Raw genomic sequence first — 25,509 nt, forward strand, 5'->3', positions numbered from 1 at the left:
CAAATGCCTGCGCCGGAGCGAAAATCGGAAGAACGGACTTGCCAAGATGAACCGAGTTACGCATTTACAGGCGGAAAAGTCGAAACAGGCGGTCCGGAACCTCAAGGACCGGGAGACCATGGGCATGGATGCCAGCGTCAACAAAATCGTCCCCGTGGACCAGCGGCCGAGCCGCGAAGAGGCGGAAAACGCCGTGCGGGTGCTGCTGCGCTGGGCCGGCGACGATCCGGCGCGCGAGGGCCTGCTCGACACACCAAAGCGCGTCGTCAACGCCTATCGCGAACTCTTCGCCGGATACGATGCCGACATCGAGGACGTGCTCGGCACGACCTTCGGTGAAGTTGCCGGCTATGACGACATCGTGCTGGTGCGCGACATCCCGTTCTTTTCGCACTGCGAGCACCACATGCTGCCGGTGATCGGCAAGGCGCATGTCGCCTACCTGCCCGACGGCCGCGTGCTCGGCCTGTCGAAGATCGCCCGCGTCGTCGACGTGTTCGGCCGCCGCCTGCAGACGCAGGAAGCCATGACCGCCCAGATCGCCGCGGCGATCGACGAGACCCTGGCACCCAAGGGCGTCGCCGTGTTCATCGAGGCCGAGCATATGTGCATGGCCATGCGGGGCGTGCAGAAATCGGGCTCGACGACGCTCACCACCACCTTCACCGGCCGCTTCAAGGACAATGCCGCAGAACAGGCGCGGTTCATGTCGATGGTGCGCGGCCGCTGACCGCTTTTTCTTTGAGGACCTGACCGATGGCCATGACCTTCGATCCGCCACCTGCCGACAAGCACGCGCTTGAGGAAGATGGCCGCTTCACGCCGAAGTTCGACGCCAACGGCCTCGTGACTGCCGTCGTAACGGATGCGCGGGACGGCGAACTGCTGATGGTCGCCCACATGAACGATCAGGCGCTGGCCCTGACGCTCGAAACCGGCATCGCCCACTACTACAGCCGCTCGCGCGGCAAGATCTGGAAGAAGGGCGAAAGCTCCGGCAACCTGCAGACGGTCCGGGAGATCCGCACGGATTGCGACCAGGATGCCGTATGGCTGAAGGTCGAGGTCGCCGGCCACGACGCGACCTGCCACACCGGGCGCCGCTCGTGCTTCTATCGCAGCGTCGGCCTCGTCGAGGGCGAGGCGCGGCTGGAGATCACTGACGATCACCGGCATTTTGATCCCACTGACGTCTATGGCCGGCCGGACAAGGCCTGACGTTCCGGATTCGAACGACTCTGGCCGACCGCTAAACGAATTGGTAAACATCCAGTGCGCTAATGATGCACTGGGAGTTGTTCAGCCATAAGGGTGTGCGGATATGCTGAACTGGAGTATGAGGAACGGCACGGCATCGCGTTCGGTGCAGCCGGCTGGCGATGGGCCGACGATCGGCATTCCATCGGTGAAAGAACCCGAAAAGCCGAAGAAGACGAAGATCGCGCTGGCACTTGGCGGAGGGGCTGCGCGCGGATGGGCCCATATCGGGGTCTTGCGTGCGCTGGACGAGGCCGAGATCGAAGTCGGCATGATCGCCGGAACTTCGATCGGCGCTCTGGTCGGCGGCTGCTACCTGGCCGGAAAGCTCGACGAACTCGAAACCTTCGCCCGCTCGCTCACCATGCGGCGGATCGCATCGCTGCTCGACCTGACGATCGGCGGCGCCGGCCTTCTGGGCGGCATGCGGCTGACCAAGCGCATGCAGGAGCATCTGGAAGGGCTGATGGTCGAGGACCTGCCAAAACCCTTCGTCGCCGTGGCCTCCGAACTCAACAGCGGCCATGAAGTGTGGATCGACGGCGGCAACCTGATCACCGCGCTCCGCGCTTCTTACGCGCTTCCCGGCATTTTTGAACCGGTGAAATGCAACAATCGCACGCTGATCGACGGCGCGCTCGTCAACCCGGTCCCGGTCTCGGTGTGCCGCGCCTACGAGCAGCCGCTCGTCATGGCGGTCAACCTGCAATACGACGTGTTCGGCCGCTCCGCGGTCGTCAAGCATCGCGCCAGCGAACTGCCCGACAGCCTGAACGACGCGCCCAAGGACCACCATAAGGTCGGCCTGACCGGCGTCATGGTACAGGCCTTCAACATCATCCAGGATCGCATTTCGCGCGCCCGCCTCGCCGGCGACCCGCCGGACCTGGCGCTTCATCCGCGCGTCAACGAGATCGGCCTGTCCGAGTTCCACAAGGCCGGTGAAGCGATCGATCGCGGTTACGAGGAAGCGCAGGCCCGCATCGGCGAACTGAAACGCATGCAGGAAGCCTTCGCCCGCTGACGCTCCCGCAAAGGCTCCGCCTGCGGACGAGAAACCGATGGCCGGGGCGTGAGCCCCGCCGTCAGCCGGCGATATAGGCCTTGATCTGCTCGGCCTCGGTTTCGACCTCGCGGATGCGCGACTTCACCACGTCGCCGATCGAGATGATTCCGCAGAGCTTGCCGCTTTCCTCGACCGGAACGTGGCGGAAACGCCGGCTGGACATCACTTCCATCAGTTCGTTGACCGTCGTGCTCTCGCTGCAACGATAGACATTGGCGGTCATCATCGCCGATACCGGTTGCTCCAGCGCACCCGCACCCGACCGCCCGATCGATCGAACCAGATCTCGTTCTGTGAAGATGCCGACGATGCGGTTCTCCATCCCCACGACCACCACCGCGCCGATCTTGTGTTCGTCGAGTGTCCGGGCAGCTTCGGCCATCGTGACGTTCGGACCGATGGTCACGACATCACGGCCTTTGACTTCGAGTATGCTCCTGACTGACGCTGACATTCGTTCCTCCTTCGCATTCAACCCGTTCGGGCCCGCCTCCGCATTCCTCCATGCGTCCGCGACAGGCGAAATGGTGCCCGTTATCTCAGTGGAATGCAATATACTCGCAACGCAGCTAAAAGGATCGGTTGCCCGCAGGCACCGGATCGAAGAGACCGAACAGCAGAAAGCCGAACAGGAAGCCGCCGATGTGGGCGTCCCAGGCGATCGTGCCGGCGAGGTCGCCGAACAGCGGCAGGCCAAGGGCAATGGCGATATTGCCGAGAAACCAGACGATGATGAAGACGCGGACCGTGCGCAAGGACAGCGCCTCGCCGATCGACAGCCGGGCCGGCTGGGACCCCGTGTAATGCGCAATGGAGCGCCCCGAACTGCCGAAGGCGAAGCGGCAGGCCGATCCCATCAAGGCCGACACCACGCCGGAAGCACCGATCAGGATCGTCGGCTGGCCCCAGTTGACGCCGGCATGAACGGCGGCACCGGCCGCCGCCGAGGTGATCCAGAAAATGACGAATCGCAGATTGCCGATACGCCGGACGACGGGCGTGCCGAAGGCGGCGAGCCACAAGCCGTTGAAGGCGAGGTGTTCCAGGCTGCCATGCAGCAGCGAATAGGTCACCGGCGTCCACAGCCACTCAAGGCCCTGCTCCGCCAGCGGGTAGACGTAGCGCAGCGGCAGGAAGCCGAAGGTGACGGCCAGCCATTCGGCGGCCGCAGCAGAGAGAATCAGCGACTGAGCCGCATAGATGACGCCGAGCAGCGCGAGGGCCGCCAGGATGCCGGCCGGCAGATTGAACACCGGCACGCGCGGTGGCGGAGCATTGTCTCCCCCTTCGGGAGAAGAATCGCCAATCGGCGATCTCGGGGGCAACTCATCCATGCGGCACCAACCTTCGTGACATCAACGAAGCTGCATAGCCGACCGAAGGGATAAAAAAAAGCCGCCCTTAAGTGCCGGGCGGCTTGTCGGGTCCCCCGGGAGCCTGGCCCCCACCCGAAATTGGTGCCGAAGGATGACCTTCGTGACGTGATGATCGTCATTTGCCACAACCGGCCAAGGGCCGCAACGATCAGAAAGAATTAACCTTAATCCCACAGTATGGCCTTGCGAATAGGACAGATCCGGGCGCCGGGCAAAACGTTATGTTAACGGCTTGCCGGTAATTGTTTAACGATAGAGAAATATTTCAGAACAGAACCATGTATTCCTCTCCCGCAGCGCAGAACGGTGGTCTTGTCTCTCCTGCTCAACGGCGGGCGTTCCAACGTGTCGCCGTGAACCTGCAAGGCCGGCTGATGCTCGCCAACTATGAGGAATATGTCTGCAAGGTGGTCGACATGTCGCCGGGCGACGTGCGGTTCGCCTGCGCCGGCTGCCCTGTCCCCAACGAGCGGGTGATCGCCTATATCGACCATCTCGGACGCCTCGAGGGCAACGTGATCAAGCTGGTCGAAGGCGGCTTCGTCATGTCGATCAACGCGACGGGCCGCAAGCGCGAAAAGCTCGCAGCCCAGTTGACCTGGATCGCCAACAAGCACGAACTCGGCCTGCCCGAAGACCGCCGCCACGACCGCCTGACACCGCGGGTGACGCGCACCGAGCTGAAGCTCGAGGATGGACGCCGCTATCCCTGCCGCCTGATGGACCTTTCGCTCTCGGGTGCGGCGGTCGATATCGACATCCGCCCGCCGATCGGCATGGCGGTCCAGCTCGGCAACATGCGTGGGCGCGTGGTGCGCCACTTCCTCGAAGGCGTGGCGATCGAGTTCCTCACGCTGCAGTCGCGCGAAGCGCTCACCGAATTCCTCTAAGAACGGCGCCTCGCCGGCACCTCAGCGAAACTCGAAGATCTGGCGAAACACGCCGGGCGCGATGATCGACAGCGGATTGACGACCAGCTTCGGCTGTTCGGTGGCACCCGTCAGTTTGAAGGTGATGCCGAGCAGGCCGCGATCACGGCCATTGCCGAGCAGGATGCCGATCACCGGAAGTTCGCCGAACAGGCGGTTGAGACCGTAGGCGGGCATGAACGTGCCGGTCAGGTCGATCTGGCCCTTGACGTCACGCACCATCCCCTGGAACGTCGCGCCGACCTGCTCGCCCCGCACCACGCCATTCTCGACGCGCAGCCCGCCATCTGCATAGACGAGGCGGGCGAAGGCGCGCTGGAAGCGGGCGGAGCTGACATCGATGTCCTTCTTGACGGCCGTGTTGAGGCTCCTGCCATCGGCGCCCGTCGGCGTGGTGACGATCGACTGCAGCCGCTGCTCGTTCTCGACGCGGAAGTCGCGCACATCGAGCGAGCCGCTCCAGGTGCCGTTGGCATACTGGGAGAGCTTCAGATTCATCAACCCACCGATCATGCGGTTGTAGAGATTGATGAACCGCGCCACGGCACCCGCATCGCTGCTGGTCACCGAAACTTCGCTGAGTTCCGACGGACGGCGCAGCTTGGCAACGACCGCCTGGCCGCTATCGGTGACGCCGGACACATCGAGCGCCGTAGTCTTGCCGTCACGCGCGCCGTAGAGGATCGACACGCCGGCGAGCACTTCGTCGCCGAAGCCGACAACGCGGTCGATCTGTCCCTTGACCTTGAGGTCGGTCTTCTTCTCGCCCGCGTCGCCCTGGCCTCGGCCGGGCGACTTGAGCTCGGTGATCAACGAACGCACATCGGCTGACTTCCCGGACACCGAGACGTCATAACCGCCCTTGTTCTGTCGAACGGTAAGCGAATAGTCGTCTGCGGGTGCAAGACGCATGCGGCTGAAGTCGGCCGAGATAAGGCCCTGCTTGCCAACGACGAGCGAGCCTGCCGCACCGAAACCCTGACCGTCGAGGACGAATTTTTCGATTGCCGTCTGGCCCTCGCTTTCGATCGCCTCGAAGGTCGCCTTGGCGGCGATCCCCTGCCCCTTTGCCCATCCGATCCAGGGCACGGTCAATGTCGCCGACGACAGGTCGATGACTGCCGCCTGGCGCTGATCGTCGACGCGCGACACCTCGACCGTGATCGGGCCGTCGACCAGATCTTCGAGGCCGGGCACGAAGCGCCGGCGTTCCTCGTTGTTGAGCTTCAGCTTGACGACGCGCTCGCGCGCCACCGGCTTGTCCTTGTCGACCGGCTCGGTCACCTGCAGTTCCATCGGCACGCCGTCGATCTTGGCCTTGCCCTCCAGCCGGGCCGCCCTGGGATCGACGTCGAGCTTGCCGGTGAGTTCGGTGATCTTGCGGCCCGAATACGGCTTTGCGACATCGACGCCAGTCAGGTCGAGATTCGCCTTCCAGTCGGGATCCGGCGGATGCTGGTCGGAGATCAGGCCGAGCCGGACACGGGCCTCGCCGCGCACCGCGCCGGTGAAGTCCTCGACGGCAAAGCCGACGCGCTCCAGGGCTCGGATCGGCTTGAAGGAGACGAGTTCGGCGACCGCGTCGGCGGCGCCCGAAACGGCGATGTTGATGTCGGCCATCAGCGGCTTGCGATAGATGTCCTCGAGCTTCAGCTCGCCGCGTTCGACCTTCACGATTCGGCCCGACGGGAAGTAGGACGCCGCCGAATGGATCGTGGTGACGACCTGCCGGCCGGAAAGGTCGAAATGCGCGGAGGTATCGCGCAAGGGCGGGATTTCGCCGGTGACGTTCATGCGCGCGTCGACGATATCGAAGCTGACGCGCAACTCGTTCTCGTCGAGATGCAGCGGCTTCGGCTCGACGGTCAGACGGTCCTGCGGAATGAACACCGAAATCTGCCCGTTGGTGATGGTGCCGCCGAAGATGTTGGCGAGCACCCAGCGGCGCGGCTTCTCGGCGATCCAGTAGGGCCAGAGCTGCTTGACGACCGACGTCTTCATGTCTCGGATCAGCGCGTCGAAACGTATTTCCGGCCCGGTCCCGACGAAACGGATGCCGAGCGAGGCGTCCATCGTGCCGTTTGGCGTGGAAACCGTAAAGGTGTCGAGCTTCAGCTCTTTCTTTTCATTAAGATAACGCCCGAAAGCTTTGAGCGAAAAAGGAAAAGGTGATTCTCCGGCGGACGGAACATCGGCCCGTCCTTCGCTCACCAGAAGATCGATGCCGAAGCCCGGACCGGATTCGGCATTGCCGGGCAAGCGGTCGAGGTCGATCAGGCCGCCCGACAGTGGCAGGATCATCCGGCCGAATTCGGCCCGCGACGATGACAGCTCCAGCGTATCCTTGGCAAAGTCGTAGCCGAAATTGAGACGCGCACGCGTCAGCTCCTGCCCTATGCCGTCGGAGTAGACCATGCCGCCGGCAGTCTCGACGACCATGTTCATCGCGGGCTTCTGCCCTTCGCCGGCCCGCTTCGCCGAAATGGTCACCTCGGCCGATCCGTCCAGGCCCTGGCGCGGATTGCCCGCCGCGCCGCGCCGCAACAGAAAAGGCGTGAGACGCACATCCGCCAGACGAAGGGTCAGGGACTGTGCCTTGCCGCCGGTATTGACGGTAAGGGCCGAAATCTCCGTCTGCTGGCCATTGACCGAGACCGCCCCGAAGAATGACAGCGAATCGTCGGCGCCGCGCTCCATGGCGAGATCATCGACGGAAATCAGCAGGGGGCGTCCGTTGGTGCCGGTGGTGGAGACTTCGAGCCCGCCGATCCGCATGCGATCGAGCCCGCCCTTGGCGATGAAGGACTGGATCTGATCGAGTTCCAGGAAGGCCCGGTCGAGAACGGCGGGAATGCTGTCGACGCGAAGGTTGGCAAAGTCGATCGGCGGACCGGCCGGCAGAAGCCGCGCATCGAGCGCCACCCCATGGGTCACGATCTCCTTGACCTTGAAATTGCCGCCGAGCAGCGCGATCGGGTCGAGCACCATGGCGACAGACTGGGTGAGCGCCAGCGGGCTCTTGCCGCCCTCGGGCACGATCGCGACATTGCGCGCTTCGACCGCCAGCTGGAAATTGTCGGAAAAGCGGATCGCGGTCTCGCCGATTTCAGCCCGGAACGCAGGCCCGACGGCGGAATTGAGCACGGCACGTGCACCGTTCGACAGTGCCGCGTCGAGCGCACCGCTTTCGATGACGGCAAAGACTCCGCCGACGACAACGAGAAAGAGACCGGCAATGCCGATGAAATAGCGCAGGATTCGCCGCGCGAAGGTGGCCCGCGGCGGGCAATGGACGATCAACGGATCATCGACGAGCGCCGACGGAAGCTCGTGCAAGGCCACGAAGTCCTGTCTGCGAAACCGTACCTTTTCGCCCCGGATTTCTCCCATGTGCCGGCGATTGTCTCCGTCGATCGATGTCGTTATCACAGTCGCGCGTGGACGACTGCGTCGCGGACTATATATCGAGTGTGCCGACAATCATCCATAATGCGGGCAAAAGAAAGGTTTTCCCATGGCAGATTTGACCGCAGGCGACTTGGCTCCGGATTTCACCCTGCCCCGGGACGGCGGCGGCACGGTATCACTGGGCGAAATGCGTGGGTCTCCTGTCGTCCTGTACTTCTACCCGAAGGACGATACCAGCGGCTGCACGACCGAGGCGCTGGCCTTCACTGCGCTCGCCGACGAATTCTCCAAGGCCGGCGCCAAGGTGATCGGCCTGTCGCCGGATGCGGTCAAGAGCCATGACAAGTTCGTCGCCAAGCACGGCCTCTCGGTCATTCTTGCGTCGGATGAAGAGAAATCGGTCCTTTCAGCCTATGGCGTGTGGAAGGAAAAGAGCATGTATGGCCGCACCTACATGGGCGTCGAGCGCTCCACCTTCCTGGTCGACCGTGACGGCCGCGTGGCCGCCGTATGGCGCAAGGTCAAGGTCGCCGGCCATGCCGAGGCGGTGCTGAAATCGGTTCAAGGGCTCTGATGACAGGTTCCGACCGGGTCCGGATCACCTCGCTGCGCGGCGGCGCGACCCTGGCGATCCTCAGCGCAGACCTCGACGAGAAGACCGAACTGGCGCAGGAGACTGCGCGGCGCTGGCACGCGCGCCGCCTGTCGCTGCGCTCGCCGCTCGATCCCGAACTTCCCGAGCGGCCCGGCCGGCCGGAAAAGCCGTTGCTGGTTCCGCCGAAGGCGACGGAGAAGCGCTCGCTGCACACGCTTCCCGGCCGCATCGCCATGCTGCATGCGCTCGCCCATATCGAGCTCAATGCGGTGGACCTGGCGCTCGACATCGTCGCGCGATTCGCTTCCGAACCGGTGCCCCATTCCTTCTTCGACGGCTGGATGCGGGTCGCCTTCGAAGAAGCCAAGCACTTCCGCATGGTGCGCGAGCGGATGCAGGCGCTGGGCGCCGACTACGGCGACATGCCCGCCCATGACGGCCTTTGGCAGGCCGCCCATTCGACCCGCAACGACCTGACCGCGCGTCTGGCCGTGGTGCCGCTGATTCTCGAGGCGCGCGGCCTCGACGTCACCCCGTCGCTGCAGGAAAAGATGCGCGAAACCGGCGATATCGACAGCGCCGACGTGCTGAAGGTCATCTATGAGGACGAAAAAGGCCATGTCGCGGTCGGCGCCAAGTGGTTCCGCTTTCTCTGCGCCCGCGAGAGGAAGGATCCCGCAGCGACCTTCAAGCAGCTCGTGCGGGCCAATTTCCGCGGCGCGCTCAAGGCACCGTTCAACGATGTGGCGCGCGCCGAGGCCGGCCTGACGCCGTCCTTCTACCGCTCGCTGACCTCCACCAGCAGCTAGGGCCAAGGCCCTCAACGCTTGTTAATTTAGGCATTATTAACCTTAACGGTGTGTAATCCCCGTCAAGCTCGAACCGGATGCGGCAAGAGCATGAAGGGAGACACCCGTGGCGGGAAAGACATCCAATCAGGTCTTTGGCAAGCGACGGCAGGAGCATGTCGTGATCCTCGCCAGCGGCGACAGGATTCGCCACATGACCGTGCGCCCCTGGATGGCGGCAATCGCCTTCTGCTTCGTCGGCGTCATGGCGATCGGCTATCTCGGCGCCACGACCTATCTCGTCTTCCGCGACAACCTGATCGGCGCCTCGATGGCGCGCCAGGCCCGCATGCAACACGAATATGAAGACCGAATCGCAGCACTCCGCGCCCAGGTCGACCGCGTCACCTCCCGCCAGTTGCTCGATCAGCAGGTGGTCGAGGACAAGGTCGAAAAGCTGCTGGAACAGCAAGTGGCGCTGGCCTCCCGGCATGGACGCCTGGACGCCCTGCTCGACCGCGCCCAGGCCGTCGGCGAACTGCCCGAATCAGGGCCGGTGCCGACCATCAAGCCCGGCGAACCGAACAAGCAGGCCAGCCTTTCGGGCGGTGCCGCCGCGATCGAAAACCTGCTCGGCGGCGGCAAGGCCGAACCGGCGCAGAAGACGTCGGCCCTCGGCTACGTGCCACTCACCGACACCGTGGCCGATCGCGCCGACCGGCTGTTCTCGCACATGACGCTGTCGCTGAAGGACATCGAACAGGACCAGATCGACCGGATCCAGCAGCTCACGAGCGGCGCGACCGAGACCGCCGAGGAAATCTCCGGCATCCTGCTGCGCAACGGCATTCCGCTCGACGAGGCGGCGAACGCCGATGCAGCCGAGGGGATCGGCGGCCCCTATGTCGCGCCGCAGTCCTCCACGCCGTTCAACGCCTCGCTGAACGAGCTCGATGCGGCGCTCACCCGTCTTGAGACCATGCGCGGCACGGCAAAGCGCATGCCCTTTGCCAATCCCGCCCCCGGCAAGGACATCACCAGCCGCTTCGGCAACCGCCCCGACCCTTTCCTCGGCGGCCTTGCCATGCATGCCGGGATCGATTTCCGCTCGCCGGTCGGCGGCGAAATCAGGAGCACCGGCGCCGGCAAGATCATCGCCGCCGGTCCGGCCGGCGGCTACGGCAACATGGTCGAGATCGACCACGGCCTCGGCCTGACGACGCGCTTCGGCCACATGTCGCGCGTGCTGGTCAAGGTCGGCGACGAGGTGGCGAGCGGCGACGTGATCGGTCTGTCGGGCAGTACCGGCCGCTCCACCGGCCCGCACCTGCACTACGAGGTCCGCCGCAACGGCGAGGCGCTCGACCCGATGCGCTTCCTCAATGCCGGCATGAAACTGACAACGTTGATCGATTGACCGGCCGGCGCCGGGCTGTAAAGTGGACCATGCCCGCAACGCCGGATCAGCCATGGAACCGCAAGCCCTTCTCGCTTTCGCCCTCGCCTTCTTCGTCTTTGCCGCGAGCCCCGGCCCCGACAACATGACGATCATGGCGCGCACGGTGTCGCACGGCGCCTCGTCGGGTATCGCCTACGGGATCGGAACCGTGATCGGCATCCTCATCTATCTGGCGCTCGCCGCCTTCGGCCTGTCGCTCATCGCCAGCGAAATGGGCCTCGTCATGACCGTGCTGCGCTATGGCGGCGCGGCCTGGCTCATCTACATGGGTATCCGGCTATGGACAGCGAAGCCGGTCATCGCCGAGCTTGCCGAACCGGAGCGCGGCCGCGACCTCGTGACGGTCTGCTTCACCGCGATTGCGCTCAACCTCGGCAACCCGAAAATGCCGCTCTTCTACCTCGCCCTTCTGCCGAACTTCGTCGGTGCGGACTTCTCCGCCGGCGGCTATATGTCGCTTGCCGCAGTCATCCTCGCCGTCGAGATGGTGGTGGTCGGAGGCCATGTCTGGATCGCCGGGCGCGCGCGGCGCCTGCTCAGCACCCCGCGCATCGTCAGGGCCGTCAATCGCGGAGCGGGTACGGTGCTCGCCTGCGCCGGGATCGCGGTAATTGCCACGCATCGCGGCAGTTGATCCGACTATTCATCCTTTGTTACTGCAAATCCGGCAGTTTCCTTGACTTTCAAGCATTTTGGCACTATCCCGCGCTGACGTTAACGCCCACGTCCAGGGCGGCACAATAGCGTTCGCAAGAACCGGAACGGAACAGATTCCCCTTTGACCACATTTTCTGACCTTGGCCTGAGCCAAAAAGTACTTTCTGCCGTCACCGACGCCGGCTACACCGTGCCGACGCCGATTCAGGCTGGCGCCATCCCGTTTGCCCTGCAGCGCCGCGACATTTGCGGCATCGCGCAGACCGGCACGGGCAAGACCGCTTCCTTCGTACTGCCCATGCTGACACTGCTCGAAAACGGCCGGGCCCGCGCCCGGATGCCGCGCACGCTGATCCTCGAGCCGACCCGCGAACTGGCCGCCCAGGTCGCCGAAAACTTCGAGAAATACGGCAAGAACCACAAGCTGAACGTTGCGCTGCTGATCGGTGGTGTGTCCTTCGAAGAGCAGAACCGCAAGCTCGAACGTGGCGCCGACGTGCTGATCTGCACGCCTGGCCGCCTACTCGACCATTGCGAACGCGGCAAGCTGCTGATGACCGGTGTCGAGATCCTCGTCATCGACGAAGCCGACCGCATGCTCGACATGGGCTTCATCCCGGACATCGAGCGAATCGCCAAGATGATCCCGTTCACCCGCCAGACGCTGTTCTTCTCGGCCACCATGCCGCCGGAGATCCAGAAGCTCGCGGACCGCTTCCTGCAGAACCCGGAACGCGTCGAAGTCTCGTTGCCGTCCTCGACGGCCACTACCGTGACGCAGCGCCTCGTCGCCGCCCACAACAAGGACTACGAAAAGCGTTCGACGCTGCGCGACCTGATCCGTTCGCAGCAGGACCTGAAGAACGCCATCATCTTCTGCAACCGCAAGAAGGATGTCGCCGACCTGTTCCGCTCGCTCGAGCGCCACGGCTTCTCGGTCGGCGCCCTGCACGGCGACATGGACCAGCGCTCGCGCACGGCCATGCTGGCGGGCTTCAAGGACAACCAGATCACCCTGCTCGTCGCCTCCGACGTCGCGGCCCGCGGCCTCGACATTCCGGACGTCAGCCACGTCTTCAATTTCGACGTTCCGATCCATGCCGAGGACTATGTCCACCGCATCGGCCGTACCGGTCGTGCCGGCCGCTCCGGCGCTGCCTTCACGCTGGTGACCCGCAGCGACACCAAGTATCTCGACGCGATCGAAAAGCTGATCGGCAACAAGATCGAATGGCTCGACGGCGACGTCTCGTCGCTGCCGCCGATGGCCGAAAGCCATGATGAGGGCCGTGGCAAGCGTGGCTCGCGCGACAAGGACAAGGATAAGGACCGGGGACGTGAGCGCCGCAGCGGTCCCAAGACCGAGACAAGGGCCGAGCCCGTCAAGGCACGCGAGGCAGAACCCGCAAAGGCCCGCGAAGCAGAAGAAGTCATCGAACCGGTAAGGACCGAACCATTGAGCACCGAGCGCAAGGCAGACAGGCGACCCACTCAAGGTAACCGCAGCGCGCGGCCGAACCCGGCCAATGACGATCAGCGCGAGCGCCGCCGCAGCCACTATCGCGATCATGACGACGGCCCGACCCCGGTCGGTTTCGGCGACGAAATCCCCGCCTTCATGCTGATCGTCGCTGCCGCGAAGTCCTAAGTGTCCAAGCCCGGCATCGATTTCCCCGGTGTCGGCGTCGGGTTGGCGATCCTGCGCGACGGCAAGCTATTGCTCTGCCGTCGTCTGAAGGCACCCGAAGCCGGATTCTGGAACATCGTCGGCGGCAAGGTGGATCACCTGGAGCCGGCGGCAGTCGCGGCTCGCCGCGAGGCCGAGGAAGAAACGGGCCTGGCGATCGGCGCGATCGAATTCGTCACCACGACGGAACAGATCATCGAAGCCGACGGCCAGCACTGGATCTCGCTGCTCTACAAGACCACCGACATTCAGGGCGAACCGCAACTGACCGAGCCGGACAAGCTGTCGGCCATCGGCTGGTTCGATCTCGACACGCTGCCCGAACCGCTGTCAGCCTTCACGCGCGCGCTTTTGCCTCATCTGCGCTGAGCCGCGCGGCCGTGCCGGCTTGACCTTGGCCGCCTCGGCCCTCAATCCCGCCTCGAAGGCCAGCCGCACCCATTTCGCCATCTCGTCCGGATCGTCATAGGCGTCCTCCGGCACCGACCAGTAGGGCATGGCGACGGGGTTCTTGCCCTCGCGCTGATAGACCCACTGGCGCGCGCCGGCGGTCGAGAACGCCGGTGCCGTCTGCGCATCGGCCTTCAGCATCAGCTCGTCGAACAGGTAGAGGGCGATGATCACGCCCTGGTGGTAGATGCCCTTGCCGCTGAACATGCGCTTGATGCCAACCGGCCCGAGCGACGAGAAGACTTCCTCGATCTCGACATTGTCCATGCGCCTACCCCTTCAGGATTCCGCCGGCCGCGATCACGGCCTCGGGCGTATCGACGTCCAGCCGGGCGGCGACGCCGATCTCGACGTCGACGATCGGCAGGCCGGCAGTCTCGATGATCGGCCGGGCGCCGATGTCGCCTTCGAGCGACTTGATCGCCTCGAAGGTCGAGCGCGGCAGGATGACCGGATTGCCGCGCTTGCCGCAGGCGACGGCGCGCACGATCGAGCGGCCTGCCGATGCGCGAAAGGCCGAGACCAGCGCGTGTAGATCGCTGACCGAGACGCCCGGCATGTCGGCGAGCATGACCAGCACGCCGTCGGCGCCGCCCGCATTGGCCGCGGCAAAGCCGGCTTTCAGCGAACTCGCCATGCCGCTCGCATAGTCGGGATTGTCGACGCAGGCGACGGCGAGGCCCGTCAGGCTGTCGGCGATCTCCAAGGCGCGATGGCCGGTGACGACGATGACCTCGCCCGCTCCCGCCACGAGCGCGTTCCGCGCCGAGCGGCGCACGAGCGGCTCGCCTTCGAATTCGGCCAGCAGCTTGTGCCGCCCGCTCTCGCCCATGCGGCTTGCCTTGCCGGCGGCGAGAAGCACGATCGCCACCTTGAGCGGCTGGAGTTCGACATCGGTCGCCAGTTCGCGCGGCAGGGGCCGGCTTGGAATTTCCATCAGCAGTCCTCCGACGCCCAGCCCCGTCAGTTCGTGGGCCGTCGGCGTCTCGCCGGCCAGGAGCCGGTTCAGCACCCAGTCGAAGCCGTTTTCCTTGGGCGAGCGGGCGCAGCCGGGCGCACCGATCACCGGGACACCCTCGACATGGCCGAGCACCAGCAGATTGCCGGGATCGACGGGAAGCCCCACCTGATCGACCACACCGCCGGCCATGCGGATCGATTCGGGGATGACGTCGACGGCATCGCACATGGCCGAGGCGCCGAAGACGACGATCATCGGCGGCCGGGTGTCGGTCCGCCGCAAGGCATTCTCGATCGCCGCGGCAACCGCTTCGGCCCGATGCGCGACCCGCTGTTCGGCCACCAGTTCGCTCGACGAGGGGGCCAGGCGCTGCTCCAGCACCCGCGCGGTCTTGTCCATCACCGAGGGTTTCAGCGACGGCAGTTCGGTGGCGATCAGCTGGACGGCGTGCGGCCGGTAGGGTTTGAGCCGGAAGGCGGCACCTTCGGTGAGGATGGCCCGCGCCTGCTCGACGCTGTCCCCGGGCACCGCGAGCGGGATGATCTTGACGGTCGCCACCAGATCGCCGCTGCGCACGTCGCTATGATCGGCGAGACAGGCGAGCGTGATCGCCGGATCGACACGGTTGAAGCGGTCGACCAGCGCCTTGTCGGCGACGAACAGGCCATTGCAGGTGGCGTGGAAATTGACGCGGCCGGTGGAGGCCGGGGTAAGCCGCAGATTGGCCGGATCGATCACCGAGGCGCAGTGCTCCGCCGCCACGTCCTCGCCGAGGTCGCCCGCCTCCATGCGACAGGCAATCACGCTGGCAATGCCCGCCTCGCCCAGTGCCGCAACGTCTACCGCCCCGAGTACATGCCCCTTCGGCAAGCGCCCGGCGAACAGCTTCACCGCATGGGCGAGGATCAGGCCCTCGGCGTCGCTCGTGGCGAACTCCCCGAAGATCATGTGGGCTCGCCTCCGGCAGCGGTCAGCGAGCGCCGGCGGAAGGCCTGGATGACGTCCGCCAGGGTGGCGACCGCGATCTCGGCCGGGGTCGCGGCGCCGATGTCAATGCCGACCGGCGCCGAGATGCGGGCGATCTCCGCGTCGGAAAAGCCCTGCGCCATCAGCCGCTCGACTCGCTTCGCATGGGTCTTTCGGCTGCCGAGCGCGCCGACATAGAAACAGCCGGCCTTCAGCGCCGCGGCGATCGCAAAGTCGTCGATCTTCGGATCATGGGTGACGGCGACCAGGGCGCTGTAGCGATCGAGCGGGCGGGTGGAGAGCACATCCTCCGGCCAGTCGGCGACCAGATCGACACCGGAAAAGCGTTCCGGCGTGGCAAAGGCGGTGCGCGGATCGATGATGCTCATGTCATAGCCGGCGATCGCCGCCATGGGATAGAGCGCCTGGCTGATATGCACCGCGCCGATCACCACGATGCGCGGCGGCGGCAGGTGGGCATTGAGGAAGAGCGGGCGCCCGTCGATCTCGACGGCACCGGACTTGCCGGAGCGGAAGCGCTGAGCGATCTCCGCGCCGAGCGCGCCTTCGACGGCAACGCCTTCGACCACCACCCGGTCGTGAGCGTCGGCCAGATCGGTGATCAGGATCGCCGCCTGCCGTGCTGCCCGCGCCGCGTTGAGCGCCTTGAGACTGGAGAGCTGCATCAGGAAAGCCTCTCGACGAAGACGCGGATCTTGCCGCCGCAGGAGAGCCCGACCCGCCAGGCGGTTTCGTCGGCCACGCCGAATTCAAGCATCTTCGCCCGGCCCGACTGCAGCACGTCGAGCGCCTCGGTGATCACAGCGCCCTCGACGCAGCCGCCCGAGACAGACCCTTCGAAATTGCCGTCCGCATCGATCACCAGATGGCTTCCGACCGGACGCGGCGCCGAGCCCCAGGTCTCGACGACGGTGGCGACCGCCACCTGACGCCCCTGGCCGATCCAGTCCTCGGCGATGAAAAGCGGATCCCTTGTCTGCATGTCGGTGGTCATTGGAGCCCCCTCAAGGTGCGCAGAAGCCGGTGCGGATCGCCCTTGTCCGTGGACGTTACCGAAAGCGCACCGACCAGATCGGACAGCGAATTGAGATTGTGGACCGGCCGCAATTCGTCGACATGCGGCAGCATGGCGCGCACGCCCCGCGCCCGCGCCTCGAAGCCTTCGAAGCGCAGCAGCGGATTGAGCCAGATCAGCCGCCGACAGGAGCGGTGCAGGCGATCGGTCTCGGTGGCCAGCAGTTCCGCCCCCTCGCGTTCCAGCCCGTCGGTGATCAAGAGCACGATGGCGCCCTGGCCCAGCACGCGGCGCGCCCATTGGTGGTTGAACTCCTTCAGCGTCTCGCCGATCCGCGTGCCGCCCGACCAGTCGCGCACCGCATCCGTGCATTGGTCGATCGCCTCGTCGGGATCGCGATTGCGCATCTGCCGCGTGACATTGGTCAGCCGCGTGCCGAAGACGAAGGTGTGCACGCGCCGGCGCCGCTCGGTCAACACATGGAGGAAATGCAGGAAGATGCGGGTGTACTGGCTCATCGAGCCGGAAATGTCGGCGAGGATGACGAGCGGCGGCGGCTGTCGGCGGCGCTCGCGATATTTCGGCAGGATCAGATCGCCGCCGGTGCGCATCGCCGCCCGCATCATCGCCCGCGGATCGACATGGCGCGACCGCGAGGTCGGCTGGTAGCGCCGCATCGGCACCTGATCGAAGGGCATGGTCATGCGCTCGATTTCGCGCCTCGCCTGCGACAGCTCCTCGGCCGACATCTGGGCAAAGTCCGTGCGACGCAGCACCTCGCTACCCGAGACGGTGAAGCGGGCGTCGATCTCGATGTCCGGCTCGTCGCGCTCGCGGCTCTGGCGCTCGCGCTCGGCAAACAGCGCGTCGCTCACCCGCGACGATCCGGCCTTGGCCTTCTCGCGCTCGCTGCTGTCCAGCGCCACCGGCGACATCATGGCGATCATCTTGTTGATCAGGTCACGCGAGCGCCAGAACAGGCGAAACGCTTCGTCGAACACCGGCTGGTCCTCGTGCCGCTTGACGAGTACGGCCGAGAGCGCCGCATGGAATTCCTCGCGCGAACCGATGCCGATCGCATCGATGGCAGCGATCGCATCGGCAACGGCTCCGGGACCGGGCTTGAGCCCGGCGCGGCGCAGGACGCGGGCGAAATAGACGATGTTGTCGGCGAGCCGCCCGTCGCCGATCGGCGGCGTCACGACGACAATGCCCTCCCCGGTTCCCGGCGTCTGCATGGCCTAGCCCGCCGCCAGCAGTTCGGCCTTGACCTCCGAGAGCACCTTGTGGCCCTCGCCGCCCTGGATCCGGGCAATGTCCTCCTGGTATTTCAGCAGCGTGCCGAGCGTGTCGGCAATGGTTTCCGGATCGAGCGCCAGCCGGTCGAGCTCGGTCAGCGCCGTCGCCCAGTCGATGGTCTCGGCAATGCCCGGGTTCTTGAACAGGTCGATGGTGCGGATCTTCTGCACATAGGCGACGATCTGGCGCGACAGCTGCTCGTTGCAGCCCGGCACCTTGCGCCGGATGATCGCCAGTTCCTCGGCGGCCTTCGGATAGTCGACCCAGTGGTAGAGACAGCGCCGTTTCAGCGCGTCATGCACCTCGCGGGTACGGTTGCTGGTGACGATGACGATCGGCGGCTCGGCCGCCTTGACCGTGCCGAACTCGGGAATGCTCACCTGGAAGTCGGACAGCACTTCCAAGAGGAAGGCCTCGAAGGCCTCGTCGGTGCGGTCGAGTTCGTCGATGAGGAAGACCGGCGCGCGGCCCGGCTCGCATTGCAGGGCCTGCAGCACCGGACGGCGGATCAGGTGGCGCTCGGAGAAGAGATCGTGCTCCAGCCGGTCGCGATCGGTAATGCCGGTCGCCTCGGCGAGGCGGATCTCCAGCATCTGCGCCGGATAGTTCCACTCGTAGACGGCGGATGCGACGTCGAGGCCTTCATAACATTGCAGGCGGATCAGCGGGCGGTCGAGCGCCTTGGCCAGCACCTTGGCGACCTCGGTCTTGCCGACGCCCGCTTCTCCTTCGAGAAAGAGCGGCCGCTGCATGCGAAGTGCCAGGAACAGCACGGTCGCCAGCGGTCGCCCCGCCAGGTAATCGTGCGCAGACAGGAGTTCGATGACGGCATCGATCGATGCCGGCAGGCCAGTTCTTGACGTCTCCGCCATGGTTCCTCCCCTTGATTGAGGGGAAGCTTACAGGCTGCGATAGCCGCGGTCCAGATAGATGAGCGAGGCCTCGGGCGGGCCGAAATGCACGGCCTTGACCTCGCCGAACAGCACGGTATGGGTCGCCGTCACCTTGCTGTCGGTGACGCGGCAGTCGAAGGAGACAATCGCATCGGCAAGCACGGGTGCGCCGGTCACCAGCGCCTGCCATTCGGCCAGCGCGAACCGGTCGTCGGGCGCCAGTCCACCGAAGCCGGCAAAGGCATTGGCGAGCGCCTGATGATGCGCGCCAAGCGTATTCAGCGCGAAATAGCCGCTTTCAAAGAAGACCGCATTGTTCGCATTGCCGTTGTTGAGGCAGACGAGCAGGCTCGGCGGACGGTCGGACACCGAGCAGGCCGCCGTGATGGTGACGCCGCGTCTGACGCCCTCGTACTCGGTCGTGACGATCTGCACATGGCCGGCATAGCGGCTCATCGCTTCCCGGTAGACGACGGGGTCCATCTGCTGCGAGTTCAACAATCTCTTCTCCGGGGTGCTTTCGCCCTTTTGGCATATTGACCGTCAATATGGCCTCCAAGGTTTACGTTTTCCACAACGCATCGGATTTTTCGCGCTTCCCAGCGACCGCGTTTGACGTTGCCGACCCCCGTCGCCTGCAGATAGGATGGCGCCGACCGTTCCGACGAACAGGAAGACAAGTCCGCCATGCCCCGCCGAATGCTGCTGCCCGTCCTGTTCCTGCTGACCGCCGCCGCCCCGGCGCTGGCCGAGGGGCCGAAGATCGCGTTGGTCGCGCCCCAGACCGGCCCCTTCGCCATGCTCGGCAACCAGATGCGCGACGGCGCAAGCCTTGCGGCCAAAAAGCTCGGGCTGGAACTCGCTCTGATCGAGGAAAGCTGCGAGCCCGACAGCGGACCGGCCATTGCCCGGCAGGTGCAGGAATCGGGGTCGAAGGCGGCCATCGGCTTTCTCTGCTCGGAATCGCTCGACGGCGCCCTTGAGCCCCTGAAAGACGCCGGCATTCCGGCCGTGACGCTCTCGGTGCGCTGGAAGGGCGTGATGGAAGACGCGCTGAAGAACGGCTGGCCGCTCTACCGCATGGCTCCGACGACCGACGACGAGGCCGAACGGCTGAGCGAAGTGATCCTGCGCGACTGGTCGGGTGCCGCCTTCGCCCTGATCGAGGACGGCACCATCCATGGCCGGGAGCTGACCGAGACGATCCGCAACGCGCTGGAGGAGCGCGGCTTGAAGCCCGTCTTCACCGACACCTTCCGCCCCGGCCAGGAACAGCAGGTGGCGCTGGTGCGCCGGTTGAAGAAGGCCGGCGCGACGCATGTCTTCATCGGCGGCGACCGCACCGACGTCGCCATCATCGCCCGGGACGCAGCTGCCGAAAGTGCTGCCCTCACCCTGATGGGCGGGGAAGCGATGAATGCGGCGGACACGCCGGTCCCGCTGGCCGATGGCGTGCTGGCCGTGACCCTGCCCGACTATGCCGCCCTGCCGACCGCCGAGGGGGTCGTCGCAGAACTCAAGGCGGGGGGCACCGAACCGGAAGGCTACGTGCTGCCCGGCCATGCTGCGGTGACGGCCGTTGCCGAAGCAGCGGGTGCCGCCGGCGCGCTGTCCCTGCCCCTGGCGCAGGCGCTGGGCGAGGCGCATTTCGACACCGTCATCGGGCCGATCGCCTTCGATGAGCAACACGAACTGACCGACAATCCCTATCGCCTGCTGGAATGGCGACAGGGCGCCTTCGTCGCCCCGCCGGCACCGGGCCAATAGGACGGATCGGCAGACCTCAGGACGAATAGGGCCAGAAGGCCTGGGTGAAGACCCCACCATCAACCCAGAGCGTCTGCCCGGTGACGTAAGCCGCCTGCGGGCCGGCGAGGAAGAGCACGGGGCCGGCGATATCGGCCGGCGTTCCGACCCGGCGAAGCGGCGTGACGCGGCCCCAGGTCTCGGCATAGTCGGGCGCTTCGGCCCGCGTCCGTTCGGTTTCGATGGCGCCGGGTGCGACGCAGTTGACGCGGATGCCATGCGGTCCGAGTTCCACGGCCGACACCTTGGTGAACTGCTCGATGCCGCCCTTCGAGGCGGTGTAGTCGACGAGGCCTGGGAAGGCGAGCTTGTTGCAGCCCGAACCGATATTGATGATCGCCCCGCCCTTGCCCGCCGCCACCATGCGCCGGCCCGCCTCGCGCGTATTGAGAAAGCAGCCCTTGAGATTGGTGCGGATGACCGCGTCCCAGCTTTCCTCGGACAGGTCGAGCAGCGGCGACCAGGTCTGAATGCCGGCATTGTTGACCAGCACGTCGGGGGCGTCGCCGAACCAGGCCGAGGCCTCGTCCATCAGTTGGGAAACCGACGCGGCATCGCCGACATCGGACTCGAAAGCCCGCGCCTGGCCGCCATTGGCCATAGCCTCGACCGCCACGGCTTCCGCAGCGTCCGGCGTATCCCGATGGGTAAACGCGACCTGATAGCCGGCCTCGACGAAGGCCGAAACCAGATGCCGCCCGATGCCGCTGCTGCCTCCGGTGATGATCGCATACCGTCCCATTGCGCGTCTCCTCACTGCGTTTGCTGTGGCCCAGAAGTGAACAAGCCTCGATCCGGGGTCAAGGGGCGAGTGCTTCGGGGCAGACCTTCGCAGTGTTGCCGGGGGTGCGAGGCGGTGCTATGGGCTGGCCGAAACGCGCCCCGAACCGCTGGACATCCCGGAGTTTTGCCCATGACCCGCCCCCTGCTGATCGCCCCTTCGATCCTTGCCGCCAATTTCGCCAAGCTCGGCCAGGAAGTGGCCGACGTCGTCGAAGCCGGCGCCGACTGGATCCATCTCGACGTCATGGATGGCCATTTCGTGCCGAACATCTCCTACGGTCCGGCCGTCATCAAGGCGCTGCGCCCCTACACCAAGGCGGTGTTCGACTGCCACCTGATGATCTCGCCGGCCGATCCCTTCCTCGAAGCCTTCGCCGATGCCGGCTGCGACGTGATCACCGTGCATGCGGAAGCCGGTCCCCACCTGCACCGCTCGCTGCAGAAGATCCGCTCGCTCGGCAAGAAGGCCGGTGTCTCGCTCAATCCGGCGACCCCCGTCTCGGTCCTGGAAAACGTCCTCGATGATCTCGACCTGATCCTCATCATGAGCGTCAACCCCGGCTTCGGCGGCCAGAAGTTCATCCCCCAGGCGACCGCCAAGCTCGCCCAGGCCAACATGCTGATCGGCAACCGCCCGATCGACCTGGAGGTCGACGGCGGCGTCACGGCCGAGACGGCTCCGCTCGTCACCGCCGCCGGCGCCAATGTCCTGGTCGCCGGATCGGCCGTCTACAAGGGCGAAGGCGTTGACGACTACCGCAAAACGGTCGACACTTTGAAAAAAGCTGCACTGGAGGGGCGTCGTTGACAAAATTGCGGACATGGCTCGGGGCGGCCACGGCGATGATCTTCGCCGCCGCACCGGCCGTGGCCGGCGATATCGCGGCGGTTCAGTCGATCGGCTTTTCCGATGACGGCAGCGTCTACGCCTTCGAGGAATACGGAATCCAGGACGGTTCCGGCTTTCCCTATTCCAACATCTATGTGATCGACACGGTCAAGGACGCCTATTTGCCGGGCACGCCGATCCGCATCCGTCTCGACGACGAGAACGCCGGCCTGTCCGATGCGCGCCGGGCGGCGATGGACAAGGCACAGCCGCTCATCGGAAAATACGAACTCGGCGACAATCCCGGCAGTCTGGTCGCCTTCAATCCGGTGAGCGAGGTGGGCGTGGAGAAACACGAACTGCGCTATGTGGAATATCCGGCCGACCCGGCCTTCGGACAGGCCTATACGCTGAAGATCGAGGAATTCTCCGTCGCGCCGGCCGGCTTCTGCGTCGGCCAGGTCGATGCGCTGGCCGCCTTCCGCCTGAAGATGACGGAAAAGGACGGGAGCCCGGCTGACGAACTGGTCTACGAGGACAAGAGCGTGCCGGCCAGTCGCGGCTGCACTGTCGGCTATCGCCTCGGCGGCGCGGTCACCTATTCGCCGCTCGGCGGAGCGGCCCTGCACATGGCGCTGGTCAACGTGCTCAGCCGCGGCTTCGAAGGCAATGACGGCCGCTGGATCGCCGTCCCGGTCCGCCCGTGACGCTGCATTCGCCCGATCCCCGACCCACCTTCGGATTTCGCGCACGCCTCGCCGCAAGCCGGCCGCCGATCGCCGAATGGCTGTTCGGCGCGCTGCTCTGGGGCTTGCTCATCGCCCTGTCGGTCACTTTCTCCGCCTATGGCCTGCACCGCCTGCCGGGGAGCCACAGGGCGATCGTCCTCGGCCTGTATTTCACCGGTGCTGCCCTCGGCTGGATCGCCGCCCTGCCGCTCGTGCGCTTTGCCAGCCTCGCCCGGCCGCCCGAGACGCGCTTTGCCGCGGCCTTCCTGTTCCTCGGTGCCGGCACCGCGGCCTTGACCGCGCTGCTCTTTGCCCTGCACTACCGGCAATTCTATGCGCAGTGGCACCAGCCGTTCGGCACGGTGATCTGGTTCTTCCAGTTCGCCTTTACCTCCGCCTCCGCCGTCTATCAGTTCGCCGTGCTCGGCATCCGCCACTATCTGCCCTTTGGCCTGATCCTGCTGATCGGCGCCAGCATCCTTCATGCGCGCCGCAGCCGTTGAGATTGCCGCCCGTCTTTGCTAAAGCGACGCCAACTCCAGCCGTAAAGTGAGAACGTCCGATGATCCCGCGTTATTCCCGGCCTGAAATGGTCGCCATCTGGTCTCCCGAAACCAAGTTCCGCATCTGGTTCGAGATCGAGGCCCATGCCTGCGATGCGCTCGCCGAACTCGGCGTCATCCCGAAGGAATCCGCCCGGACCATCTGGGAAAAGGGCGGCGCGGCGAAGTTCGACGTCGACCGGATCGACGAGATCGAGGCCGTCACCAAGCATGACGTGATCGCTTTCCTCACCCATCTCGCCGAATTCATCGGCCCGGACAGCCGCTTCGTCCACCAGGGCATGACCTCGTCCGACGTGCTCGACACCACGCTCAACATCCAGCTGGTGCGCGCCGCCGACCTGCTGCTGGCCGATATGGACCGGGTGCTGACGGCGCTCAAGACCCGCGCCTTCGAACACAAGGACACGGTCCGCATCGGCCGCAGCCATGGCATCCATGCCGAGCCGACGACGATGGGCCTGACCTTTGCCCGCTTCTATGCCGAGATGACCCGCAACCGCGCCCGCCTGGTCACCGCCCGCGCCGAGATCGCCACCGGCGCCATCTCCGGCGCCGTCGGCACCTTTGCCAATATCGACCCCAGCGTCGAGGAGCATGTCTGCGAAAAGCTCGGCCTCGTGCCCGAGCCGGTCTCGACCCAGGTCATCCCGCGCGACCGCCATGCCATGTTCTTCGCGACGCTCGGCGTCATCGCCTCGTCGATCGAAAACGTCGCGATCGAGATCCGCCACATGCAGCGCACCGAGGTTCTGGAAGCGGAAGAGTTCTTCTCGCCCGGCCAGAAGGGCTCGTCGGCCATGCCGCACAAGCGCAATCCGGTGCTGACCGAGAACCTGACCGGCCTTGCCCGCCTGGTGCGCATGTCGGTCGTGCCGGCCATGGAGAACGTGGCGCTGTGGCACGAACGCGACATCAGCCATTCGAGCGTCGAGCGCGCCATCGGCCCGGACACCACCATCACGCTGGACTTCGCCCTGAACCGTTTGGCCGGCGTCGTCGAAAAGCTGGTGATCTACCCGGAAAACATGCTGAAGAACATGAACAAGTTCAAGGGTCTGGTGATGAGCCAGCGGGTTCTCCTGGCGCTCACCCAGGCCGGCGTTTCCCGCGAGGACAGCTACCGCCTGGTGCAGCGCAACGCCATGAAGGTTTGGGAACGGGGCGCCGACTTCCTCGAGGAACTGCTCGCCGACCCGGAAGTGCGGGCCGCTCTCTCCGAGGAAGAGATCCGCGAGAAGTTCGACCTCGGCTATCACACCAAGCACGTCGACACGATCTTCAAGCGCGTCTTCGGCTGATCCTTTCGAACTGCGACCGGCGTGCAGATGCATGCCGGTCGGCTTCTCTTGATACGCGTCCGGAACGAAGCTTCCTAGGCTTAGGAGGACCCGGCGGCCTTTGCCCTCTTCTCCTCGCCGCCGTCCTGCTCCATCGCCTCCTCGACATGGCGCTCGACCTCCTCGAGCCGCTCGCCGCGCGCGGCGCCGTCCGCCACGGCCGCCTTCGCCAACAGCCGGTTGAGCTTCTTCAACTCGTTTTCATCGAGGCTTTCGATGCCGATGAAATGGTTCTGGGCGCCCTGGCTGGTGAGGATCAGTTCGTCGAGCTTGGTCTGGATGGCGCGGGTATCGCGCATCTGCGCGTTCTGCAGGATGAACACCATCAGGAAGGTGATGAGCGTCGCGCCGGTGCTGGCGAGCGCCTGCCATGTGCTGGAATAGCCGAAATAGGGTCCCGTCAGCGCCCAGAGACAGAGCAAGCCGAGCGCGGCGAAGAAGATCGTCGGGCGACCGGACCATTCGGACACCGCCGAAGCAAAACGGGCAAAGACATTCACGCGGTCGGCCATCGCTCACTCCCTGCGAAAGGTGCAGAGTAACGCGCGCATCTTGCGATGGTTCCCGGCGGCCGGCATCACGTGTCACGTGTCACGTTGACTTGGCGCTGCTTCGCCGGCAACTATCCTTCTA

27 protein-coding genes are annotated in these 25,509 nt (G+C 65.4%); 15 read left to right on the plus strand and 12 right to left on the minus strand.

The features are described 5' to 3' along the window. The first annotated feature begins 124 nt into the window (after nt 1-124). From folE to L867_RS0101945, 3 genes are all read left to right on the plus strand, one after another. Nucleotides 125-730 carry a GTP cyclohydrolase I FolE gene (gene folE / locus L867_RS0101935; RefSeq protein WP_037172465.1) on the plus strand — a complete coding sequence of 202 codons (606 nt, stop codon included), beginning with the start codon at nt 125-127 and terminating at the stop codon, nt 728-730. 26 nt (nt 731-756) lie between these two features. Beyond that, nucleotides 757-1,218: a phosphoribosyl-AMP cyclohydrolase gene (gene hisI, locus L867_RS0101940; RefSeq protein ID WP_028735317.1), complete on the plus strand. Its 462-nt coding sequence runs from the start codon at nt 757-759 to the stop codon at nt 1,216-1,218. Nucleotides 1,219-1,321: 103 nt separating this feature from the next. Then, nucleotides 1,322-2,281, plus strand: a complete 960-nt coding sequence (locus L867_RS0101945) for a patatin-like phospholipase family protein (protein WP_028735318.1) — start codon at nt 1,322-1,324, stop codon at nt 2,279-2,281. A gap of 61 nt (nt 2,282-2,342) precedes the next feature. On the opposite strand, the gene L867_RS0101950 is transcribed toward L867_RS0101945, so the two are convergent. Further along, on the minus strand, nt 2,343-2,777 hold the full coding sequence (locus tag L867_RS0101950) for a CBS domain-containing protein (protein WP_028735319.1): 435 nt from the start codon (nt 2,775-2,777) through the stop codon (nt 2,343-2,345). 115 nt (nt 2,778-2,892) lie between these two features. Next, the gene (locus L867_RS0101955; protein WP_051438760.1) at nt 2,893-3,657 is read right to left on the minus strand and encodes a rhomboid family intramembrane serine protease; all 765 of its coding nucleotides are present in this window, start codon (nt 3,655-3,657) and stop codon (nt 2,893-2,895) included. Nucleotides 3,658-3,977: 320 nt separating this feature from the next. Here L867_RS0101955 and L867_RS0101960 point away from each other — a divergent pair, with 320 nt between their 5' ends. Next, complete coding sequence (locus tag L867_RS0101960) at nt 3,978-4,589, plus strand: PilZ domain-containing protein (RefSeq protein ID WP_028735321.1); 612 nt, start codon at nt 3,978-3,980, stop codon at nt 4,587-4,589. A gap of 21 nt (nt 4,590-4,610) precedes the next feature. Here L867_RS0101960 and L867_RS0101965 read toward each other — a convergent pair whose 3' ends face one another. After that, entirely contained in the window at nt 4,611-7,964 is a 3,354-nt protein-coding gene (locus L867_RS0101965) for a YhdP family protein (RefSeq protein ID WP_156951551.1), read from the minus strand. Between the two features lie 178 nt (nt 7,965-8,142). Between L867_RS0101965 and L867_RS0101970 the strand changes: the two genes are divergently transcribed. The 6 genes from L867_RS0101970 to L867_RS0101995 all read left to right on the plus strand — a co-directional run bounded on the left by L867_RS0101970 (nt 8,143) and on the right by L867_RS0101995 (nt 13,591). After that, nucleotides 8,143-8,610, plus strand: coding sequence for a peroxiredoxin (locus L867_RS0101970; protein WP_028735323.1), 468 nt, complete (start codon nt 8,143-8,145; stop codon nt 8,608-8,610). Beyond that, the gene (locus L867_RS0101975) at nt 8,610-9,440 is read left to right on the plus strand and encodes a ferritin-like domain-containing protein (protein WP_037172324.1); all 831 of its coding nucleotides are present in this window, start codon (nt 8,610-8,612) and stop codon (nt 9,438-9,440) included. Before L867_RS0101970 ends, L867_RS0101975 begins: the two co-directional genes overlap by 1 nt. Nucleotides 9,441-9,546: 106 nt before the next feature. Next, on the plus strand, nt 9,547-10,836 hold the full coding sequence (locus tag L867_RS0101980; RefSeq protein WP_028735325.1) for a M23 family metallopeptidase: 1,290 nt from the start codon (nt 9,547-9,549) through the stop codon (nt 10,834-10,836). A 52-nt stretch (nt 10,837-10,888) separates the two neighbouring features. Further along, nucleotides 10,889-11,512: a LysE family translocator gene (locus L867_RS0101985; RefSeq protein ID WP_028735326.1), complete on the plus strand. Its 624-nt coding sequence runs from the start codon at nt 10,889-10,891 to the stop codon at nt 11,510-11,512. A gap of 144 nt (nt 11,513-11,656) precedes the next feature. Continuing rightward, complete coding sequence (locus L867_RS0101990) at nt 11,657-13,183, plus strand: DEAD/DEAH box helicase (protein WP_028735327.1); 1,527 nt, start codon at nt 11,657-11,659, stop codon at nt 13,181-13,183. Beyond that, nucleotides 13,184-13,591 (plus strand): NUDIX domain-containing protein, encoded by a 408-nt coding sequence (locus L867_RS0101995; protein ID WP_028735328.1) that lies wholly within the window; start codon nt 13,184-13,186, stop codon nt 13,589-13,591. On the opposite strand, the gene L867_RS24335 is transcribed toward L867_RS0101995, so the two are convergent. From L867_RS24335 to L867_RS0102030, 7 genes are read right to left on the minus strand one after another with little or no spacing between them, the layout of a single operon-like run. Next, nucleotides 13,553-13,939, minus strand: a complete 387-nt coding sequence (locus tag L867_RS24335) for a TfoX/Sxy family protein (RefSeq protein WP_084638418.1) — start codon at nt 13,937-13,939, stop codon at nt 13,553-13,555. The genes L867_RS0101995 and L867_RS24335 overlap by 39 nt on opposite strands. Nucleotides 13,940-13,943: 4 nt before the next feature. Beyond that, nucleotides 13,944-15,581, minus strand: coding sequence for an NTP transferase domain-containing protein (locus tag L867_RS0102005; protein WP_028735329.1), 1,638 nt, complete (start codon nt 15,579-15,581; stop codon nt 13,944-13,946). Next, entirely contained in the window at nt 15,578-16,285 is a 708-nt protein-coding gene (locus tag L867_RS0102010; protein WP_028735330.1) for an XdhC family protein, read from the minus strand. The genes L867_RS0102005 and L867_RS0102010 overlap by 4 nt, the downstream gene beginning before the upstream one ends. Further along, the gene (locus L867_RS0102015) at nt 16,285-16,614 is read right to left on the minus strand and encodes an XdhC family protein (RefSeq protein WP_028735331.1); all 330 of its coding nucleotides are present in this window, start codon (nt 16,612-16,614) and stop codon (nt 16,285-16,287) included. Before L867_RS0102015 ends, L867_RS0102010 begins: the two co-directional genes overlap by 1 nt. Beyond that, the gene (locus L867_RS0102020) at nt 16,611-17,873 is read right to left on the minus strand and encodes a vWA domain-containing protein (RefSeq protein ID WP_037172326.1); all 1,263 of its coding nucleotides are present in this window, start codon (nt 17,871-17,873) and stop codon (nt 16,611-16,613) included. Before L867_RS0102020 ends, L867_RS0102015 begins: the two co-directional genes overlap by 4 nt. A gap of 3 nt (nt 17,874-17,876) precedes the next feature. Next, entirely contained in the window at nt 17,877-18,806 is a 930-nt protein-coding gene (locus L867_RS0102025) for an AAA family ATPase (RefSeq protein WP_028735333.1), read from the minus strand. A 27-nt stretch (nt 18,807-18,833) separates the two neighbouring features. Continuing rightward, nucleotides 18,834-19,328: a flavin reductase gene (locus L867_RS0102030; protein WP_028735334.1), complete on the minus strand. Its 495-nt coding sequence runs from the start codon at nt 19,326-19,328 to the stop codon at nt 18,834-18,836. Between the two features lie 186 nt (nt 19,329-19,514). On the opposite strand from L867_RS0102030, the gene L867_RS0102035 reads away from it, so the two are divergent. Continuing rightward, entirely contained in the window at nt 19,515-20,594 is a 1,080-nt protein-coding gene (locus L867_RS0102035; RefSeq protein WP_028735335.1) for a branched-chain amino acid ABC transporter substrate-binding protein, read from the plus strand. 16 nt (nt 20,595-20,610) lie between these two features. On the opposite strand, the gene L867_RS0102040 is transcribed toward L867_RS0102035, so the two are convergent. Further along, nucleotides 20,611-21,375 (minus strand): SDR family NAD(P)-dependent oxidoreductase, encoded by a 765-nt coding sequence (locus tag L867_RS0102040; protein WP_028735336.1) that lies wholly within the window; start codon nt 21,373-21,375, stop codon nt 20,611-20,613. 171 nt (nt 21,376-21,546) lie between these two features. On the opposite strand from L867_RS0102040, the gene rpe reads away from it, so the two are divergent. Genes rpe through purB form a run of 4 tightly spaced genes read left to right on the plus strand, consistent with a single transcriptional unit; the run spans nt 21,547 to nt 24,837 of the window. Beyond that, nucleotides 21,547-22,224 carry a ribulose-phosphate 3-epimerase gene (rpe, locus tag L867_RS0102045; protein WP_028735337.1) on the plus strand — a complete coding sequence of 226 codons (678 nt, stop codon included), beginning with the start codon at nt 21,547-21,549 and terminating at the stop codon, nt 22,222-22,224. A 35-nt stretch (nt 22,225-22,259) separates the two neighbouring features. Further along, nucleotides 22,260-22,952 carry a DUF2259 domain-containing protein gene (locus tag L867_RS0102050; RefSeq protein ID WP_051438761.1) on the plus strand — a complete coding sequence of 231 codons (693 nt, stop codon included), beginning with the start codon at nt 22,260-22,262 and terminating at the stop codon, nt 22,950-22,952. Further along, complete coding sequence (locus L867_RS0102055; protein WP_232363856.1) at nt 22,949-23,476, plus strand: hypothetical protein; 528 nt, start codon at nt 22,949-22,951, stop codon at nt 23,474-23,476. The genes L867_RS0102050 and L867_RS0102055 overlap by 4 nt, the downstream gene beginning before the upstream one ends. A gap of 59 nt (nt 23,477-23,535) precedes the next feature. Next, nucleotides 23,536-24,837: an adenylosuccinate lyase gene (gene purB / locus L867_RS0102060; RefSeq protein ID WP_028735340.1), complete on the plus strand. Its 1,302-nt coding sequence runs from the start codon at nt 23,536-23,538 to the stop codon at nt 24,835-24,837. Nucleotides 24,838-24,917: 80 nt separating this feature from the next. On the opposite strand, the gene L867_RS24340 is transcribed toward purB, so the two are convergent. Beyond that, a complete protein-coding gene (locus L867_RS24340; protein ID WP_051438762.1) occupies nt 24,918-25,388 on the minus strand; it encodes a low affinity iron permease family protein in 471 nt (156 codons plus the stop codon). Nucleotides 25,389-25,509: the final 121 nt, after the last annotated feature.

It is taken from the genome of Paenirhizobium selenitireducens ATCC BAA-1503 (assembly GCF_000518785.1).
Lineage (GTDB): Bacteria > Pseudomonadota > Alphaproteobacteria > Rhizobiales > Rhizobiaceae > Allorhizobium > Allorhizobium selenitireducens.

What these genes read in the sequence shown, in the direction of transcription:
- folE (WP_037172465.1), top strand. Translation starts at nt 125, where the DNA reads ATGGATGCCAGCGTCAACAAAATCGTCCCCGTGGACCAGCGGCCGAGC.
- hisI (WP_028735317.1), top strand. Translation starts at nt 757, where the DNA reads ATGGCCATGACCTTCGATCCGCCACCTGCCGACAAGCACGCGCTTGAG.
- L867_RS0101945 (WP_028735318.1), top strand. Translation starts at nt 1,322, where the DNA reads ATGCTGAACTGGAGTATGAGGAACGGCACGGCATCGCGTTCGGTGCAG.
- L867_RS0101950 (WP_028735319.1), bottom strand. Translation starts at nt 2,777, where the DNA reads ATGTCAGCGTCAGTCAGGAGCATACTCGAAGTCAAAGGCCGTGATGTC.
- L867_RS0101955 (WP_051438760.1), bottom strand. Translation starts at nt 3,657, where the DNA reads ATGGATGAGTTGCCCCCGAGATCGCCGATTGGCGATTCTTCTCCCGAA.
- L867_RS0101960 (WP_028735321.1), top strand. Translation starts at nt 3,978, where the DNA reads ATGTATTCCTCTCCCGCAGCGCAGAACGGTGGTCTTGTCTCTCCTGCT.
- L867_RS0101970 (WP_028735323.1), top strand. Translation starts at nt 8,143, where the DNA reads ATGGCAGATTTGACCGCAGGCGACTTGGCTCCGGATTTCACCCTGCCC.
- L867_RS0101975 (WP_037172324.1), top strand. Translation starts at nt 8,610, where the DNA reads ATGACAGGTTCCGACCGGGTCCGGATCACCTCGCTGCGCGGCGGCGCG.
- L867_RS0101985 (WP_028735326.1), top strand. Translation starts at nt 10,889, where the DNA reads ATGGAACCGCAAGCCCTTCTCGCTTTCGCCCTCGCCTTCTTCGTCTTT.
- L867_RS24335 (WP_084638418.1), bottom strand. Translation starts at nt 13,939, where the DNA reads ATGGACAATGTCGAGATCGAGGAAGTCTTCTCGTCGCTCGGGCCGGTT.
- L867_RS0102005 (WP_028735329.1), bottom strand. Translation starts at nt 15,581, where the DNA reads ATGATCTTCGGGGAGTTCGCCACGAGCGACGCCGAGGGCCTGATCCTC.
- L867_RS0102010 (WP_028735330.1), bottom strand. Translation starts at nt 16,285, where the DNA reads ATGCAGCTCTCCAGTCTCAAGGCGCTCAACGCGGCGCGGGCAGCACGG.
- L867_RS0102015 (WP_028735331.1), bottom strand. Translation starts at nt 16,614, where the DNA reads ATGACCACCGACATGCAGACAAGGGATCCGCTTTTCATCGCCGAGGAC.
- L867_RS0102020 (WP_037172326.1), bottom strand. Translation starts at nt 17,873, where the DNA reads ATGCAGACGCCGGGAACCGGGGAGGGCATTGTCGTCGTGACGCCGCCG.
- L867_RS0102025 (WP_028735333.1), bottom strand. Translation starts at nt 18,806, where the DNA reads ATGGCGGAGACGTCAAGAACTGGCCTGCCGGCATCGATCGATGCCGTC.
- L867_RS0102035 (WP_028735335.1), top strand. Translation starts at nt 19,515, where the DNA reads ATGCCCCGCCGAATGCTGCTGCCCGTCCTGTTCCTGCTGACCGCCGCC.
- L867_RS0102040 (WP_028735336.1), bottom strand. Translation starts at nt 21,375, where the DNA reads ATGGGACGGTATGCGATCATCACCGGAGGCAGCAGCGGCATCGGGCGG.
- rpe (WP_028735337.1), top strand. Translation starts at nt 21,547, where the DNA reads ATGACCCGCCCCCTGCTGATCGCCCCTTCGATCCTTGCCGCCAATTTC.
- L867_RS0102050 (WP_051438761.1), top strand. Translation starts at nt 22,260, where the DNA reads ATGATCTTCGCCGCCGCACCGGCCGTGGCCGGCGATATCGCGGCGGTT.
- purB (WP_028735340.1), top strand. Translation starts at nt 23,536, where the DNA reads ATGATCCCGCGTTATTCCCGGCCTGAAATGGTCGCCATCTGGTCTCCC.
- L867_RS24340 (WP_051438762.1), bottom strand. Translation starts at nt 25,388, where the DNA reads ATGGCCGACCGCGTGAATGTCTTTGCCCGTTTTGCTTCGGCGGTGTCC.